Source organism: Ruegeria sp. C12, from assembly GCF_056537745.1.
The window spans coordinates 400448-414669 of sequence record NZ_JBQFSA010000001.1; the positions used below are offsets into that span (position 1 = coordinate 400448).

At 53.1% G+C, this 14222-nt stretch carries 17 protein-coding genes; 12 read left to right on the forward strand and 5 right to left on the reverse strand.

Annotated elements, in window-relative coordinates:
- The first annotated feature begins 62 nt into the window (after nucleotides 1-62).
- The 8 genes from ACR0C9_RS01810 (at nucleotide 63) to ACR0C9_RS01845 (ending at nucleotide 6624) form a co-directional block, all read left to right on the forward strand.
- Nucleotides 63-857 (forward strand): VOC family protein, encoded by a 795-nt coding sequence (locus ACR0C9_RS01810; RefSeq protein ID WP_480780255.1) that lies wholly within the window; start codon nucleotides 63-65, stop codon nucleotides 855-857.
- Between the two features lie 38 nt (nucleotides 858-895).
- On the forward strand, nucleotides 896-1666 hold the full coding sequence (locus ACR0C9_RS01815; protein ID WP_170452353.1) for a nuclear transport factor 2 family protein: 771 nt from the start codon (nucleotides 896-898) through the stop codon (nucleotides 1664-1666).
- A gap of 12 nt (nucleotides 1667-1678) precedes the next feature.
- Nucleotides 1679-2029: an antibiotic biosynthesis monooxygenase family protein gene (locus tag ACR0C9_RS01820; RefSeq protein ID WP_170452351.1), complete on the forward strand. Its 351-nt coding sequence runs from the start codon at nucleotides 1679-1681 to the stop codon at nucleotides 2027-2029.
- Between the two features lie 683 nt (nucleotides 2030-2712).
- Complete coding sequence (locus ACR0C9_RS01825) at nucleotides 2713-3759, forward strand: DUF1214 domain-containing protein (RefSeq protein ID WP_480780256.1); 1047 nt, start codon at nucleotides 2713-2715, stop codon at nucleotides 3757-3759.
- Nucleotides 3756-4832 (forward strand): DUF1214 domain-containing protein, encoded by a 1077-nt coding sequence (locus tag ACR0C9_RS01830; protein WP_480780257.1) that lies wholly within the window; start codon nucleotides 3756-3758, stop codon nucleotides 4830-4832. Before ACR0C9_RS01825 ends, ACR0C9_RS01830 begins: the two co-directional genes overlap by 4 nt.
- A gap of 46 nt (nucleotides 4833-4878) precedes the next feature.
- Complete coding sequence (locus ACR0C9_RS01835; RefSeq protein ID WP_480780258.1) at nucleotides 4879-5160, forward strand: DUF3302 domain-containing protein; 282 nt, start codon at nucleotides 4879-4881, stop codon at nucleotides 5158-5160.
- Nucleotides 5157-6284: an HlyD family secretion protein gene (locus ACR0C9_RS01840; RefSeq protein ID WP_480780259.1), complete on the forward strand. Its 1128-nt coding sequence runs from the start codon at nucleotides 5157-5159 to the stop codon at nucleotides 6282-6284. The genes ACR0C9_RS01835 and ACR0C9_RS01840 overlap by 4 nt, the downstream gene beginning before the upstream one ends.
- Before the next feature lie 184 nt (nucleotides 6285-6468).
- Nucleotides 6469-6624: a hypothetical protein gene (locus ACR0C9_RS01845; RefSeq protein WP_480780260.1), complete on the forward strand. Its 156-nt coding sequence runs from the start codon at nucleotides 6469-6471 to the stop codon at nucleotides 6622-6624.
- 73 nt (nucleotides 6625-6697) lie between these two features.
- Here ACR0C9_RS01845 and ACR0C9_RS01850 read toward each other — a convergent pair whose 3' ends face one another.
- The 4 genes from ACR0C9_RS01850 to ACR0C9_RS01865 form a co-directional block, all read right to left on the reverse strand.
- Nucleotides 6698-7555 carry a DUF302 domain-containing protein gene (locus tag ACR0C9_RS01850; protein ID WP_480780261.1) on the reverse strand — a complete coding sequence of 286 codons (858 nt, stop codon included), beginning with the start codon at nucleotides 7553-7555 and terminating at the stop codon, nucleotides 6698-6700.
- 16 nt (nucleotides 7556-7571) lie between these two features.
- Nucleotides 7572-7946, reverse strand: coding sequence for a DUF4345 domain-containing protein (locus tag ACR0C9_RS01855; RefSeq protein ID WP_480780262.1), 375 nt, complete (start codon nucleotides 7944-7946; stop codon nucleotides 7572-7574).
- A gap of 126 nt (nucleotides 7947-8072) precedes the next feature.
- Nucleotides 8073-9635 (reverse strand): arylsulfatase, encoded by a 1563-nt coding sequence (locus tag ACR0C9_RS01860; protein WP_480780263.1) that lies wholly within the window; start codon nucleotides 9633-9635, stop codon nucleotides 8073-8075.
- A 283-nt stretch (nucleotides 9636-9918) separates the two neighbouring features.
- Complete coding sequence (locus tag ACR0C9_RS01865; protein WP_480780264.1) at nucleotides 9919-10404, reverse strand: DUF4262 domain-containing protein; 486 nt, start codon at nucleotides 10402-10404, stop codon at nucleotides 9919-9921.
- A 571-nt stretch (nucleotides 10405-10975) separates the two neighbouring features.
- Here ACR0C9_RS01865 and ACR0C9_RS01870 point away from each other — a divergent pair.
- From ACR0C9_RS01870 to ACR0C9_RS01885, 4 genes are all read left to right on the forward strand, one after another.
- Entirely contained in the window at nucleotides 10976-12325 is a 1350-nt protein-coding gene (locus ACR0C9_RS01870) for a site-specific DNA-methyltransferase (protein ID WP_480780265.1), read from the forward strand.
- Nucleotides 12318-12431, forward strand: coding sequence for a DUF5681 domain-containing protein (locus tag ACR0C9_RS01875; protein ID WP_480780266.1), 114 nt, complete (start codon nucleotides 12318-12320; stop codon nucleotides 12429-12431). Before ACR0C9_RS01870 ends, ACR0C9_RS01875 begins: the two co-directional genes overlap by 8 nt.
- Nucleotides 12427-12684 (forward strand): DUF5681 domain-containing protein, encoded by a 258-nt coding sequence (locus ACR0C9_RS01880; RefSeq protein WP_480780526.1) that lies wholly within the window; start codon nucleotides 12427-12429, stop codon nucleotides 12682-12684. Before ACR0C9_RS01875 ends, ACR0C9_RS01880 begins: the two co-directional genes overlap by 5 nt.
- Before the next feature lie 88 nt (nucleotides 12685-12772).
- The gene (locus ACR0C9_RS01885; RefSeq protein ID WP_170452303.1) at nucleotides 12773-13177 is read left to right on the forward strand and encodes a DUF5681 domain-containing protein; all 405 of its coding nucleotides are present in this window, start codon (nucleotides 12773-12775) and stop codon (nucleotides 13175-13177) included.
- Nucleotides 13178-13206: 29 nt separating this feature from the next.
- On the opposite strand, the gene ACR0C9_RS01890 is transcribed toward ACR0C9_RS01885, so the two are convergent.
- Nucleotides 13207-14175, reverse strand: coding sequence for a restriction endonuclease (locus tag ACR0C9_RS01890; RefSeq protein ID WP_170452301.1), 969 nt, complete (start codon nucleotides 14173-14175; stop codon nucleotides 13207-13209).
- Between the last annotated feature and the right edge of the window lie 47 nt (nucleotides 14176-14222).

The window sequence follows — 14222 nt, forward strand, 5'->3', positions numbered from 1 at the left end:
CATTTCAACGAACAAAAGCCACACCTAAGTTCTTCTCAAGCTCAAACGCTGGAGACAAGAATATGGCAAGTTCACATGCACCTATCTCGATTGGTCAGGTTGCCCTGACTGTACGCGACCTTGATGGCATGGCCGCGTTTTATGAAGACGTGATTGGCCTTGGACTGATCAAACGCAACGGCGAAACCGCCTGTCTGGGGACCGACGCTGGGTCACTGATCGAGCTTCGCCAGGACCGCAATGCCAGGCCTTTCCCGCGCGAGGCCGGACTATTTCATACGGCGTTCTTGCTGCCAACCCAGCATGATCTCGCCGCTTGGTTGATTCATGCCGAGGAACGCGAGCTCCGGCTTGATGGCGCATCACATCACGGCGTTAGCGAAGCTCTCTATTTAAGTGATCCGGAGGGGAATGGCATCGAAATCTACCGAGACCTGCCGCGCGAGATCTGGAAGCACAGCGGCGACCAAGTGCAAATGACAACGCAACCGCTTGACCTGAACTCGCTGAAGCAAAATGCCACGCCGTGGCACGGCGCGCCTGGCGGCACTGTCATCGGACATGTCCATCTGCGTGTTGGCGACGTGGATGAGGCCGCGCGATTTGTTACTCAGGCCTTTGGAATGGTGCAGACGTTCCAACTGCCCTCGGCGCGTTGGTTCGGGTCAGGCGGCTACCACCATCACCTTGCAGTCAACGAATGGCAATCCAAAGGGGCAAACAAGCGCACAGAATGGAGCACAGGCCTCGCGAGTGTCGAGCTTCTGGCGGAATCTGAAAGCCTAAACCCTGGTCGCCTGATCGACCCGTGGGGAACTGAATTCGAAATCACCGCGACGCAAGCCCGCGCCGCGTGAATTCCTATCACCACCGCTTCAAAACAAGGAGAAAATCAATGACCCCCAAAGAACTCGTACTGGAGGCTGTTGCAGCCATTTTTATCAATTTCGACCCATCCGCAGCGCAGCAACTGCTGGCGCCGGACTACATCCAGCACAACCCCGCCGTGCCGACAGGTGCAGCCCCCATACTTGGCTTCATTCCAGGCTTGAAGGACAGTGGGATCGAAGTGAACATTCACCGCGTGATCGCCGAAGGGGACATGGTTGTTTTGCACACGACCTACAACAATGCGCAGGCTTTTGGCGCAGATACGTTGGTTGGCTTCGACGTCTTCCGCGTGGAAGATGAAAAGGTTGCAGAGCATTGGGACAATCTGACTCCGCTCGCCCCGCCAAACCCTTCCGGTCACACGCAAACCGATGGCCCGACCGACATCACTGATCTGGACAGGACAGAAGAGAACAAAACACTGGTCACGGATTTCGTTGAAACCATCCTGAAAGGTGGTGAAACTGATCGGATCACCGACTTCCTGTCCACCGAAACCTACATTCAGCACAACAGCCAGATCGCTGATGGTCTGGACGGTTTGGGCGCCGCTTTGATGGCGATGGCGGATCAGGGCATCCAGATGATCTATACCGATGTGCACATGGTTGTGGCCGAGGGTAATTTTGTCTTCACCGCATCCGAGGGCACATTGGGCGGTGTACCGACCGCGTTCTATGATCTGTTCCGCGTTGAGGATGGCAAGATCGTCGAACACTGGGATGTGATCGCGGATATCCCATCCGAGATGGCCCATGAAAACGGTAAGTTCTGATCGGGCGGCAACATGAAAACGTTTCTGATCACTCTCATGATGATGCTGGGAAGTACGGCCATGGCACAAGATGCTGGTGTAATTGAGATCGCGACTATGAACCTCGCAGAAGGTGTCACGGCACAAGAATTCGAACCGGTCGATAAGGCCATCGAAGAAGAGCATGTCAGCCAGCAGCCCGGCTTCATCTCACGCCAAGCGGCCTTCGCGGACGGCAAATGGGCTGTCGTGGTGAACTGGGAAAGCGCGGAGGCCGCGCAAGCGTCGATGGACAGTTTTGCTTCCGCCCAAGCAGCCGAGAAGTTCATGAGTATGATCGACGCAACCTCAATGTCGATGAAACGCTATGAATTGGCGCGATAGCGTATAAACCTCCACAGCATCCGAAGGAATTACGGGTGCTGTACACTTTGTTATCATGACCTGTTCAAATGCAAACGTTTGCAGCAACACATTGTATAGTAAGAAAGTAGCGCATCCGGACACGCCCGATGTCGCTACAAAAGACAGCCATATTATGTGTCTGGGAGCTTGCAAAGCTCGGCGATGAAGGACCGCTTTGGGCTGCCTCCAGTCATATACACCGGAGGCAGCGAAAGGCGACTACGAGCCCATCCAGTGAATTTATAATTCTCGCTGCGAGCGCTCGCAGCACAAATTTTGCCGCGTGCGCATCATCTTGAGCACGGCAATGCGGCGTGGAGAGCAGCCATTCGTAACGGGCGCAGCGAGATTTCTTCAGGCAATGAACAAGGCGCGGACGAAACGGCCATTCGCCGCAAGTTTGCCAACGACCGCTTTTGGGGAAGCCAGTCGAAGGCGGCGGTATATGATCAACAATGGTGCCGAAACTTGGTGAGACAAAGGCTCATTCTTGAAGGGTTTTGGGCCATGTCAAACTCATCCGTTTTCTACGGACATACAACTCCCGTATGAATTGTGCGTCACAACAGCACCCAATCCCCAGAAGTTTGACCTAGATTGGCTCAGTGTTACGTTCAAGGTGATAAACTCGAAATCACTGGATCAAGAAGGTACGAAACGACATGTTGATACGCAAGCTGTGCAATCTGATATTGTTTCTGCCGTTCTTTGCTGTTCCTGCATTTGCTCAGGACACCATCGAAAACTATATCCGCGAGTATCCCAACCAGGAACAGGTGCGCATGATGCAGCGCTGGCTCGAAACCAACGAGCCGGGCAGCTTTCAGTTCACGGGACTCGTCGATCCCACCGATGACACGGTGATCACGCCCCAGGCGACGGTAAATTACGGCTATAACTGGTTCAGCCTGTCCGAAGGCCCGGCGATCATCCACACGCCGCAATACGACCGCTACTTCTCGGTGTCGATTTTCGACATGAAGCACAACATACCGGGCGTCATCGTGAACCCGGATTTGCCGATCCTGCTGTACCGACCCGGGCAATCCCTGCCCGAGGGCAACTTCCACAAATTGTCTCTCGAAACCGACCAAGGGCTTGCCTTTAGCCGCATGGTCGTCGTCGACAATCTTGACGAGGTCATGGCGCTGAGCAGCGAGATTGTGATGGAAGGCGGCCAGGGTGACATGGACCGCGACGTGCAGCGATTTTCGCCTGAAACCGAGGCGGCGGCACTGACGCTCATCGAAACAGCGGTGCCGCTTGTAGATACCGACAAGATATTCGGGTCGGTTTCAGGCGATGTGGGCGAGATTCACGCTGCGGTCGGCGTGTTCCAAGGACAGCTTGGCACGCCGTCCAACGTGGTGAGGTACGGCCTGCTTGCGTTTGACGAAAACAGCCAGCCGTTCAACGGTGAAGACACCTACGTTCTGACAGTCCCTGCAAACATCGTCGAAGAAGGCGGCTATTTCTCCGTTACGGTCTATGCGTCCGCCAACAAACTGCTGATCCCCAACGACAAGGGCATCTATGATCAAACCAGCTATACAGCCGAGCCGAATGAAGACGGCACCTATACCGTAACGCTCAGCCCGTCCGGCGAGGGGCAGAACGGCATTCCGACCGGAACGCCATTTTATGGCGTCCTTCGCGCCTATGTTCCCGTTCCCGGCGCTGACTTGACAGTCGAGGTTGAAACAAAATGAAAAGCGCATCCAGCAAGTTCCACAAGATTACAGCCGCCTTGTTGTGCAGCACTCTGATCGTACCGACGGTGCTAGCGGATATCCCGGACATAGACAGTTCCGGCTGGTCCGCAGATCCGAACGATTACGGGATGAGCGCCGCCGAATACATCAACGCAGATAGCCGGGCGTTTTTCGCGAACTTCATGGGCCGCTCTGGCATAAACCAATTCTTTCACTTCACGAACCTGTCTACCGCCGACGACCGCTGGGTCGTTTCGCCAAATAACGACACGATCTATTCGATTGCAATCGTTAACGCGCGACAGGGGTTTACGCTGGATGTGCCAGATGTGGGCGACCGGTTTCTATCGATCCAGATCATTACGGAAGACCACATGACGCCGTTCTACCTGTACGGGGACGGCCAATACACGTTTTCGTCCGAGGATTTCGAGACCGATTTCGTTGCCGTTGGCATTCGGACCGGAACGGATGCTACGGCAGATGATGTGCGTGTTGTGACAGAAGAACTTCAGCCACAATATGTAATCTCTGGCGCCGCACCAGAGAATGATCTGCCGAGCTTTGACGCGGAGGTGCTTGAAAGGGTGCGCGCCGCCCTGCTGGCTGAGTATTCCAAGCTGCCTTCATCGTTCGGTGCGATGCAGAAGCGGGTCGCCGATGTTGAGGACTGGGAGTATTTCACCTATGTGACGGCAGGCGCCTGGGGTTTGTCAGCGGACGAAAACGCAATGTACGCTATCGGTGGTCCTGAAAACGCTGTGGGAGGCGCTTGCTACACCGCAACTTTCCCGAAAGTGCCGGTCGACGCATTCTTTTCAATCACGGTGTATGGCCCGCAGAAGTACCTGATGTCGGATACCGATAACATCGTCAGCTCCAACCAGGGCGTTGTCAGCAACGACGATGGCTCGTTTGACGTTGCATTCGGTAGCGAGGACTGTCGCACACTTGCACCTAACTTCGTGTTCACGCCCGAAGACGGTTGGAACCTGCTGCTACGGGCATATCGACCAGATGTCGAAGAATTTCGAGCCTACCGTGTTCCGGATATTGTTCCGGCTAATTAGACAAACAAAGTTCGGTGAGCATAGCTAAAACAGGGAGGCACTTCGAGTGAGTGGCTTGGACATATTTGCGTGGGTCGTACTAGTCATACTGATCCTCACAGCCATCGTAGGGTTTGTGATCTTGGCAATGCTGCCGGGGAAAATCGCGAAGCAGCGCGAACATCCCCAGGCAGATGCAATCAATGTCGCTGGCTGGGTGGGAGCGATTACCTTTGGCGTGTTTTGGCCGCTTGCACTGATTTGGGCATTCACAAAATCGCCGCTGCAAACATTAACGAATTCAGCAATCGAAGCCAAAACCGGTCCTCGGTCGGAAGGTTCGTCATGATTGTCTTTCTGACCCTCATATATATTGCAGTCCTTTTCGTTCTTGTAAAACTCAGGATTCTTCCCAACTCCAAGGCGACTTGGCTTTCGACCATCGGCTGGATGGTCATCTTGCTCATCTTCCTTTTCATTCCAATGCAATGGGGAGCACCTTCTGGACCCGTTAAGGTTTTGACGAGAGCTGTTCCAATTGTACCAAACGTCGCTGGCCAGGTGGTAGAGGTCGTGGCAGAGCCAAATGTTCCGATGCAAGAGGGTGACGTGCTATTCCGCATCGATCCGGAGCCCTTTCAAATTGCGGTTGAACGAGCGCAAGCAACATTTTCACGTGTCGAGGCACAAATTCGACAGGACCGTGAGAGCCTTGCCTCCGCCCAGGCGCAACTGCGTCAGGCAATCGCGCAAAGAGACCTGGCTCAATCACGATTTGAGGATGATAGTAGGCTTGTCGAAAGCGGGGCTATTTCGGAAAATCGGCTTGAAACCCGTCAATCCAATCTCGAAGCGGCACAAGGCTCAGTTGATCAAGCACAGGCGGCCGTGTCTCGGGCACAGGTCGAACTCGATGCCCTCACACCGGATGGCGTTGTCGCTAAGCTTGCAGAGGCGCAAGCGGCGCTTGATCAGGCGCAGTGGAATCTGCAAGAGACAATTGTCCGTGCTCCTTCGGAAGGCTTTGTGAACAACCTTGCCATCACAGAAGGTCAAAGAGTGGTATCGTTCCCGTTTTCGCCCGCTGGAGTGTTCGTTGACACTGCTGAAAAAGCCTTGGTCGTTCAGGTACATCAGATCTACCTCCGCCATCTTCGGCCAGGTCAACCTGCTGAAATTGCCTTCAAGATCAGACCGGGAGAGCTGGTAACCGGCACGGTGGATACGATCTTCGATATTTCTTCACAGGGACAAGCTCAAGTCAGCGGAACTGTCTTTCAGGCTGGGGAGATCGTAAGCGAGCCCTTCATCGTTACCATTATTCCGGACGACCCTGATGTACTGGCATCGATTCCTCCGGGCGCAGCCGGTTTGGCGGCGATGTACACTGATTCAGCAGCGGCAACGCACGTGATCCGCAAAGTAATTGTCAGGATGAATTCGATCCTGAATTACATCAGACCAGGACTGTAGGCGCACGGACGCCACTCGAAATTAGTACATTCGCTAGGTGTTTTCGGCAGAACCAGAAATATTTTAGCCATGCTTAGCCCGTCATTAGGGCTGTAGAAACATCTCAAATTCATGCTAGCGCGATAGTTGACCTGTGTAGCAACCAGGAACCGACTCGATTTGCCGCTGGCATATCCCTCAGCAGTTGGTCAGTGCCATCTTCGGTATCACCGAAAACAAGGCACCACAAGAGCGGCTGTTCGTCATGACGGTCAAACTCTTGCTTTTACAACACTTGTTCCAGTGCGCCGCCATTCTGGTTTCAGCAACCGTCATTCATGTGAAGAGCGGCGAAATCTGATAGCGAGCCCAAGGCTGACGACGAAAAGACGGCCAATCGCTATTGGGTTTCTATTGCGTTTTCTAAGCAGCGGCTACTCAATTGCCGTCCGAAATGTCTCGGTCAGCCGTGTGTTCAAACCGTGATGAGGTTCGGCCGAAGAACCGTAGTGCAACTCCGCCAAAGCAGCGATGTCATTGAAAACGACTACGGATCCGCCTTCTTCATTCGCGTAAACCAATAGTTTTTGGCAAAAGGCATCCAAACCAATTGCCGGAAAGCCCGCCATAGCCACGCCACCGGGTGCTGGCCCGCCAAATAGTAAGAGAACTGTCTCCGGTAGTTCCACCCCCAGTTGGGATGCTTCGGCCGCAAAATCGATCTCCCCAAACCAAACTGTATCGTCCTGCCCCATCACAGCTGTCCTGAGACGTTCGACTGCCTCTGGTACGCTGAGCTGTGATCGCAGTTCGATGACCCCATAGTCTGCAAACAACCCGTTGGTCGGCGCTGGTGTTGCATCCAAGCCGCTTAGAACTTCGAGCATCTTGCTCTGAAATGCACGCAACGAAGAGGCGTTAGTGAGCCCATGCCGGACTTTGAGAAACTGAGGGCCTGTGTAGGCGATCTGTGGACGACCATCCTGATCGAAGGAAAGAACGCGAAAAGGAAGGTCCAGACCTGCTCGCACGTTCTCTTTCAGAATGGGCGTGTTTATCTCTGGATCAGAGAAAATGAGCACACGGGACGCTGGCATTTCTACACCTTCGGCTTTGGCCAAACGCGAATGATCTATCGATGCGATTGGAGTAGCTCCCGCTTCGGCAACGGCAGTCTCAAGCTCTAAGAAGTTTTCGTCCACGGCGTTTTGGACAGATGAAGATTGTGCAACAGCGGATGCCGATACTGATAAAGTTGCAATCATCGAGAGAACAAAGAAAAACCTCAGCACCTTATCACTTCCTGTTTCATCGTACTTTTTTCAGTGAAACCGCCGCCAGAGCCGCAAATGCTATCTCGGCCGCAAGATAAAAGAGAAGTATCCCATTCGGCACTCCATCGATAAGAATGCTTAGTATGCGTCCAACGGCCAGTCCCGACATAAACAAAAATAGAACCCACAGCGCGGGGCGTTGTAACTCTGGTTTCGAAGCAGCCGCCAACCAAAACAGCGCGTTTGCCATGTAAAGACCCATAATCGCTCGGAAGACATGCGTCTGGTTCGTCCCTTCCACTGGAAATCCCAGCAAAACTGGGATCGAACGGCCGGGCATCAGACCGTATGACAACGCAATTGGCACGAGGCCGACGGCAGCAAGCAGAAGGACTAATCTAGCACTCATGGAGGACTCCTTCTCGTAGAGGTTTCGCTTTTTGCGAAATTCCTAGTCGGTTATTTTGGGCATCCGATGATCCGAGCCGGATGCCCACGCTGCGGTGGGAAAGGCGTATTGGTTGCCTCGCTTCTTCTACTGAGAGATGCCGCCTTCGGTTGATGTTTGTTCTTCAACATGGTCTTGATTGGCGACCGGCTTCCCGCGCGGAGGGAACTCCTCGAAGGTAGCGAGATGTGCCTGCACTAGTCGGGCGGCTGGACCGAATGCCCACATTTTCTCACCCATCCAGCGGACGTACATACCGCTTTCCTCCGCTGCTTTCTCGTAAGGATCGCGGCGAAGGTTGAAAAGCAAGGGGGCGACCAATTCTTCCTTCGGACCTGACCAGCCGTGGTTTTGAACGACAAAGTGCGCTTTCCAATCGTTGTAGCGTACTGCTTGGAGGTCCGTACCCTGATAGTAAATCAGCTCGCGGCGATTGCTCTCTTCATCCTCACCCGTCAGGTAAGATAGTTGATTGTAGCCATCGAGATGCACTTTATAGCCTTCATATCCCTCTAGGAGCTTTTCTCTTAGATCTGTCGGACCTCCAGCCGCAGCTACAAATGTTGGCATCCAGTCCATTCCGCTGAAGATACCGTTCAAGACTTGACCTTCAGGAATTTTGCCCGGCCAGCGAATAATCGCAGGAACCCTGAAGCCGCCTTCCCACGTAGTACCCTTTTCCCCATGAAACGGTGTCGTTCCACCATCGGGCCACGTCAGTGTTTCTGGGCCATTGTCGGCAGTGAACATCACTATGGTATTATCGGCAACTCCCAGATCCTCAAGGTGGCTGAGAACGTTGCCAATGTTGTTGTCCAACTCCTTCATGACAACATCCTGAAGTCCGCGCCCGTTGCCCAACATAGCTTCGTATTCTGGGCTGAGATGGGTCCAAACATGAGCTCGGGCTGGGGCCATCCAAACAAAGAATGGTGTGTCCGCCTCTACTGCTCGAGAAATGAAGTCTTTGGTGTAAGATGTCACTTCGTCGTCCAAAGTCTTTTGGCGCTCCGGAGGCGCAGGCCCGTCATCAATGATGCGCTGCTTCCCGACTTTTCCAAAACGCGGATCGACTGTTTCGTCCTCTTCGTCTGTGGCAAAAGAATGAATGATATTTCGAGGCGCAAATTGCGCGTTGAACTCTGGGTCGTTTGGCCAATCCGGATCAGACGTATATTCCATAGCATTCAAGTGATACAGCCAGCCCCAATACTCGTCGAAACCTTTTGTAGTCGGCAGGAATTCGTTGAGATCGCCCAGATGGTTTTTTCCGAATTGCCCCGTCGTGTACCCCAACTTTTTCAAGAACATCGGAAGCGTTGGGTCATCTGGGTTTAAACCTATCGGATCGCCAGGAAGTCCTACAGTGTGCATACCAGTCCGTATTGGCAATTGTCCGGTCATGAAAGCTGATCGACCGGCAGTACAACTTGGCTCGGCATAATAATCTGTGAGACGAGCACCTTCAGACGAGAGGCGATCCAAGTTCGGAGTCTCGATGCTTTTGACACCCCCATGGTAAACGCCGACGCTCGCCCAACCCACGTCATCTGCCATGATGACAAGAATGTTGGGCGGCGCATGCTCGTCGGCAAAAGCTCCACTGAAAGCAAAGCAGACCGCGCCCGCTAGTGAGACAAACTTGTTCATTAAGACCTCCCGACACGCAATTTCTTACCAACGATAGGAAAAACATCGGCTTAGAGGAACAGTCTAATTTGTTCACTTTTAGGGCTCAGCACCTGGGTGTAAGAAATTCCTTCCGCCGCAAAGTCCGCATTGCTGTCGTCCATGTGCCATGCAGCTAAGGTCTGGAGCGAGCCCCAATCTTACCGGATGCTGCAAGTTGCGCGAAATGCAGCTTTGGTCGGCACGACGCTGTGCCGCTCGCGTGTTCTCCGGTCTGATCAGCGACGCCGGGGTTAGGTAGTTCTCAGTCCATTTTTCCTGCAAGGTTTGGTTGCAGTTGGCTGAACTCCGGAGAGGCGTCTTCTGACCATGGGAACCTTCCGGATTTGTCCGGAAAGAAAACTTGGCACGCTTTGAAGTTGTCGCCACCATAAAACCAACGGTTCCATCCCAAATATTCCGCGAAGTGACCGGGCCTAACTTCCCTAATTATCACATCATAGCCACTCAGGACTTCGGATATTGGCTCATTAACGACGAACCGTTTTTGAGCCTCTAAATCATTATAGAAGTTCCAAAAAATTCCGTGTGCTACCTCTTTGGGTAGCGCAAATAGTATCAATTCGGGAAAGGCGAACTTGTGCCAAAAGCCCGTCGTATATGAAAAGCCCGGTCCATCAGAATCTTCGAGAAAATGGGTTGCGGACCATCCATTTGTGCGAACGCTATCAACGAAGCTTCTTTCGTCTGCGTCCAGCAACGCGTCATCGGCATCAAGTGCAGTTTTCAAGTGTACTCCAAAGCTCCCGTCATCGTTTAGGAATGGTTCTATCAAATTGATAAAGGATGCAAACTTATTGAATTTTGGCACTGCTCATTGCCTAAATTCGTGGGCCATCAAAGCAGACCTTCAGAGACCCGACTTGGAAGTCCGCGTCGTCCCGACAGCGGTAATTGTGAACCTCTGTGAGGATCGTCGGCTTTGGACCCTTCTAGAGCTTTTGATTGGCTCTGATATTTGTAGTCCGGATTTAGCAATAACAATGCTTCTTGAACGAGAGTGTATCGGGTTAAAGTTGAGTTTCCCGGCGTTCTGAATCTCTTCGGTTTGCCTGGAGTTCGACGTGGATGCACCGGTTGATATTGAATCTTTCACTGCAATAGTTACATTGATCTTAACAATAAAATGGCCGGAATGATCTTGACGCTGTCTGAGATTGAACCGGGACAGCGCCTGGCTGAAACAAGTGCCCAGACATATAACACGTTAGAATGCGCTTGCGTGGACCCGAAGTGAAACCCGGGGCCGCATTGTATCTGACGTTCTGAATTCGGCTCCGCCTATGTGAGGAGCCACGTCATTGACTGCGCTGAAGTTAGTTTATCAATCTCCCAACGCTCTTAAGCCAAGGAACAGAAATCCCAGAACGCATTCGAAAAGCCAGATCCGGCAGGTGATGCGCTCAATCGAGCACTTTGGGTTTACCAACCCCGTTCTTGTTGATGATGACAATCAGCTCATTGCGGGACATGGCCGTGTCGAGGCAGCCAAACTCTTGGGGTTGGAGCAAGTCCCAACGATCTGTTTGTCAGGCATGAGCCAAGAGGACATTCGGGCTTATGTCATCGCGGACAACAAGCTTGCTGAAAATGCGGGTTGGGATGCAGGCCTTCTGGCGCTCGAATTCCAGTACCTCGATGAGTTGGAAATCCCATTTGATCTCACACTAACGGGTTTCGAGTTGCCTGAGATCGATCTGAGCATCCAGGCGCTGAGACTGGATGGTGAGGAAGGGCAGGATCCGTTGGATCAGGTTCCGACACCAACTGGGAATTCGCCGGTAACCCGGGAGGGTGACATCTGGCACATTGGCCCTCATCGCCTGATCTGCGGGGATAGCACCAGGGCGGAGACCTATGCCGCTTTGCTCGGATCGGAACGTGCTCAGATGGTCTTCACAGATCCCCCTTACAACGTGCCCATACGGGGACACGTCTCGGGCTTGGGATCGGTTCAGCATCGAGAGTTTGCCATGGCGTCCGGTGAAATGTCGCCAGAAGACTTTCAGTGCTTCTTGACGACTGTATTCAAACACCTTGCCGCCTATAGTGAAGACGGTTCCATTCATTTTCAGTGTATGGACTGGCGCCATATAAGAGAAATCCTTGGGGCAGGGGACGTGGCTTACTCCGAGCTCAAAAACCTTTGTGTTTGGTCTAAGACCAATGGCGGAATGGGATCGCTGTACCGCTCACAGCACGAGTTGGTGTTTTTGTTCAAATCGGGGGCCGGCAAACACATCAACAATGTCGAACTTGGAAAGAATGGCAGGAACCGGACGAATGTCTGGACTTATGCCGGAGCCAATAGTTTTGGTGAAGGGCAGGGCGGCCTTGAGATGCACCCTACAGTTAAGCCTGTGGCATTGGTGAGGGACGCCATTCTGGACTGCTCACATCGTGGCGGGTTGGTGTTGGACCCATTCTGTGGGTCGGGATCCACACTTGTAGCGGCTGAGCAATCGGGTCGCCGTGGATATGGGGTCGAGCTTGATGCAGCCTACTGTGACGTGATCCTGCGTCGTTTGACGGAAACATTCGGCCTGATCCCACGTCTTGGTGAAGACGGTCCGGTGTTTCATGAGGTCGCGGCTGATCGTGCAAGCGAAGGTGTCAGTGCGATAGCTGAATCGGAGGCAGCAGATGCGTGACAAAGACTACCAAGTTGGCTTCGGTCGTCCTCCTCGGGATACTCAGTTCCAAAAGGGACAATCCGGAAATCCAAAAGGCAGGCCCCGTAAAAAAAGGGTCCATTGAACTGGATCTGGATCAGGTCCTGGATCAGCAGGTCAGAGTTCGTTTGCCCGGCGGCAGCAAAAACATGGACGCGCGCGAAGCCACACTGCGTGTGCAGGTTGATAAAGCGCTCAAGGGAAACATCCAATCGGCAAGGTACGTGCTAAAGCAGTTTGAAAAATATGAAGCCATAACACCCCCGCGATCGAAGATACAAACAGGCGTGGTGATCGCACCAAGAGCCCCCGTGCAAGAACATGAAAACGACACCTAATGGCTATCTTCAACGCTCAAAGACTGGGGCAAGCCGCGAGGTGCAAAGTATGGCCAAGCCCCTAATTTATGTATCAAGGAATTAGCCTATGACCGATGGTGCTGACCCGCTTGAGGATTTCGATCCTCTTTATCCCACCAGGTTCCAAAGAGGAAAATCTGGCAATCCCAAGGGAAGACCGCGCGGTGCGAAAGGGATGAAGCCTATTGTCCAGAGAGTTGCGCATGAAACACATGTTGTCAGCGAAGACGGCGAACGCAAGCGCTACTCGACTGTGGAATTGGTGTTGAAGATGATTCAGCGTGAAGCGCTGAAGGGTAATCTGAAAGCCAAAGTTCTACTTGATGAACTACAGGAAAAATACAGCCCGCAGGAGGTCAATAACATGGGCTACGGCTGTCTTGTTGCGCCTGAAGGTTGCACGCTTGAGACCACGCTGCTCAGGGTCGAATACGTTAAGGAGGATGAACAACCCTGGCACCGTCCGACATAGGCAGCACTGGAATGGCGTAGCTAAGTGAGTCAGACCATCCTGTCGGACAGCCACTTAAAAAGCCCGGACTCCAAAGTTCTTGAGGCCAGCTCGTTGCCTGTCCAAATGTCCAGGTTCAAATCCCTTTGCGTTGGAAGGGCCAATGCGCCGCGTGGATCGGCACATGCAAATATGAAACGGTCCCAGGACCCATCGGCTAAGAAACGTTCAATATAGCTGTCGAGCTCAGCCTGACGTGCCTGGCTCTTGACCTGAACCCAGGCCGTTTCCCCGGTCAGGGGTTGCTCGAGCACCAGGTCCACATCAGGCATGTTGCCACCCAGCAGGCTGGTACGCCGCCAGCCGTTTCGCAGGAAGATGAGATCAATCAATGTTTCAAATTCTGCCCAATGCAGGGTCCTGATCATTTGCTCTGCCAGACTATGCATCTCGTCGGTGAGCGCGCAGGCGTGGTGTTGTAGCGGATGGCGCTCTCCCCGGATGGATCGCAACAGGTAGTCCTGAGCCTCGACCTTACAAATTGTCCGCCTGTATGATGCTGTCTTGGTGAGCGCTGAACTCAGGGTGTTTAGTTGGAGAGGGGTGCCAGCAAGCGATATTTTGGACCAGCCACTTTGTGTTGATCGCCAACGCACCGGGCCCGACGATTTTACCTTGGATAGTTCGATCTTGTCGCCCGCAAGCGCCCACCATAGGTGCCCACGCGCCATTGTAATCCAAAGCGAGCCGTCTGGCAGGTCGTAGAAGTCTTTCAATTCCCGTATATCTTCTTTTGCGGCCTGAATTCCGCGCCCGGCCTGGGTCATCGTTGTTAGCAACATCTCCCAATCGCCTTCCAGACACAGCGAGTGGTCGGCCAGGTCAAAGTCGACAGGAATGACCGCATTCTCCAGGGCATAATCAACATGTTTGCCGCCAGAGCCTAGCTTTACATATCGCACATCTGATGGGTTCAACTGGTCTTTCATCTGCCGCGCCTTGTCGTCGATCGGTGACATACCAGCGCTTCGTTTAGGACGGAAGTCAACAGAATATGTCACTGATC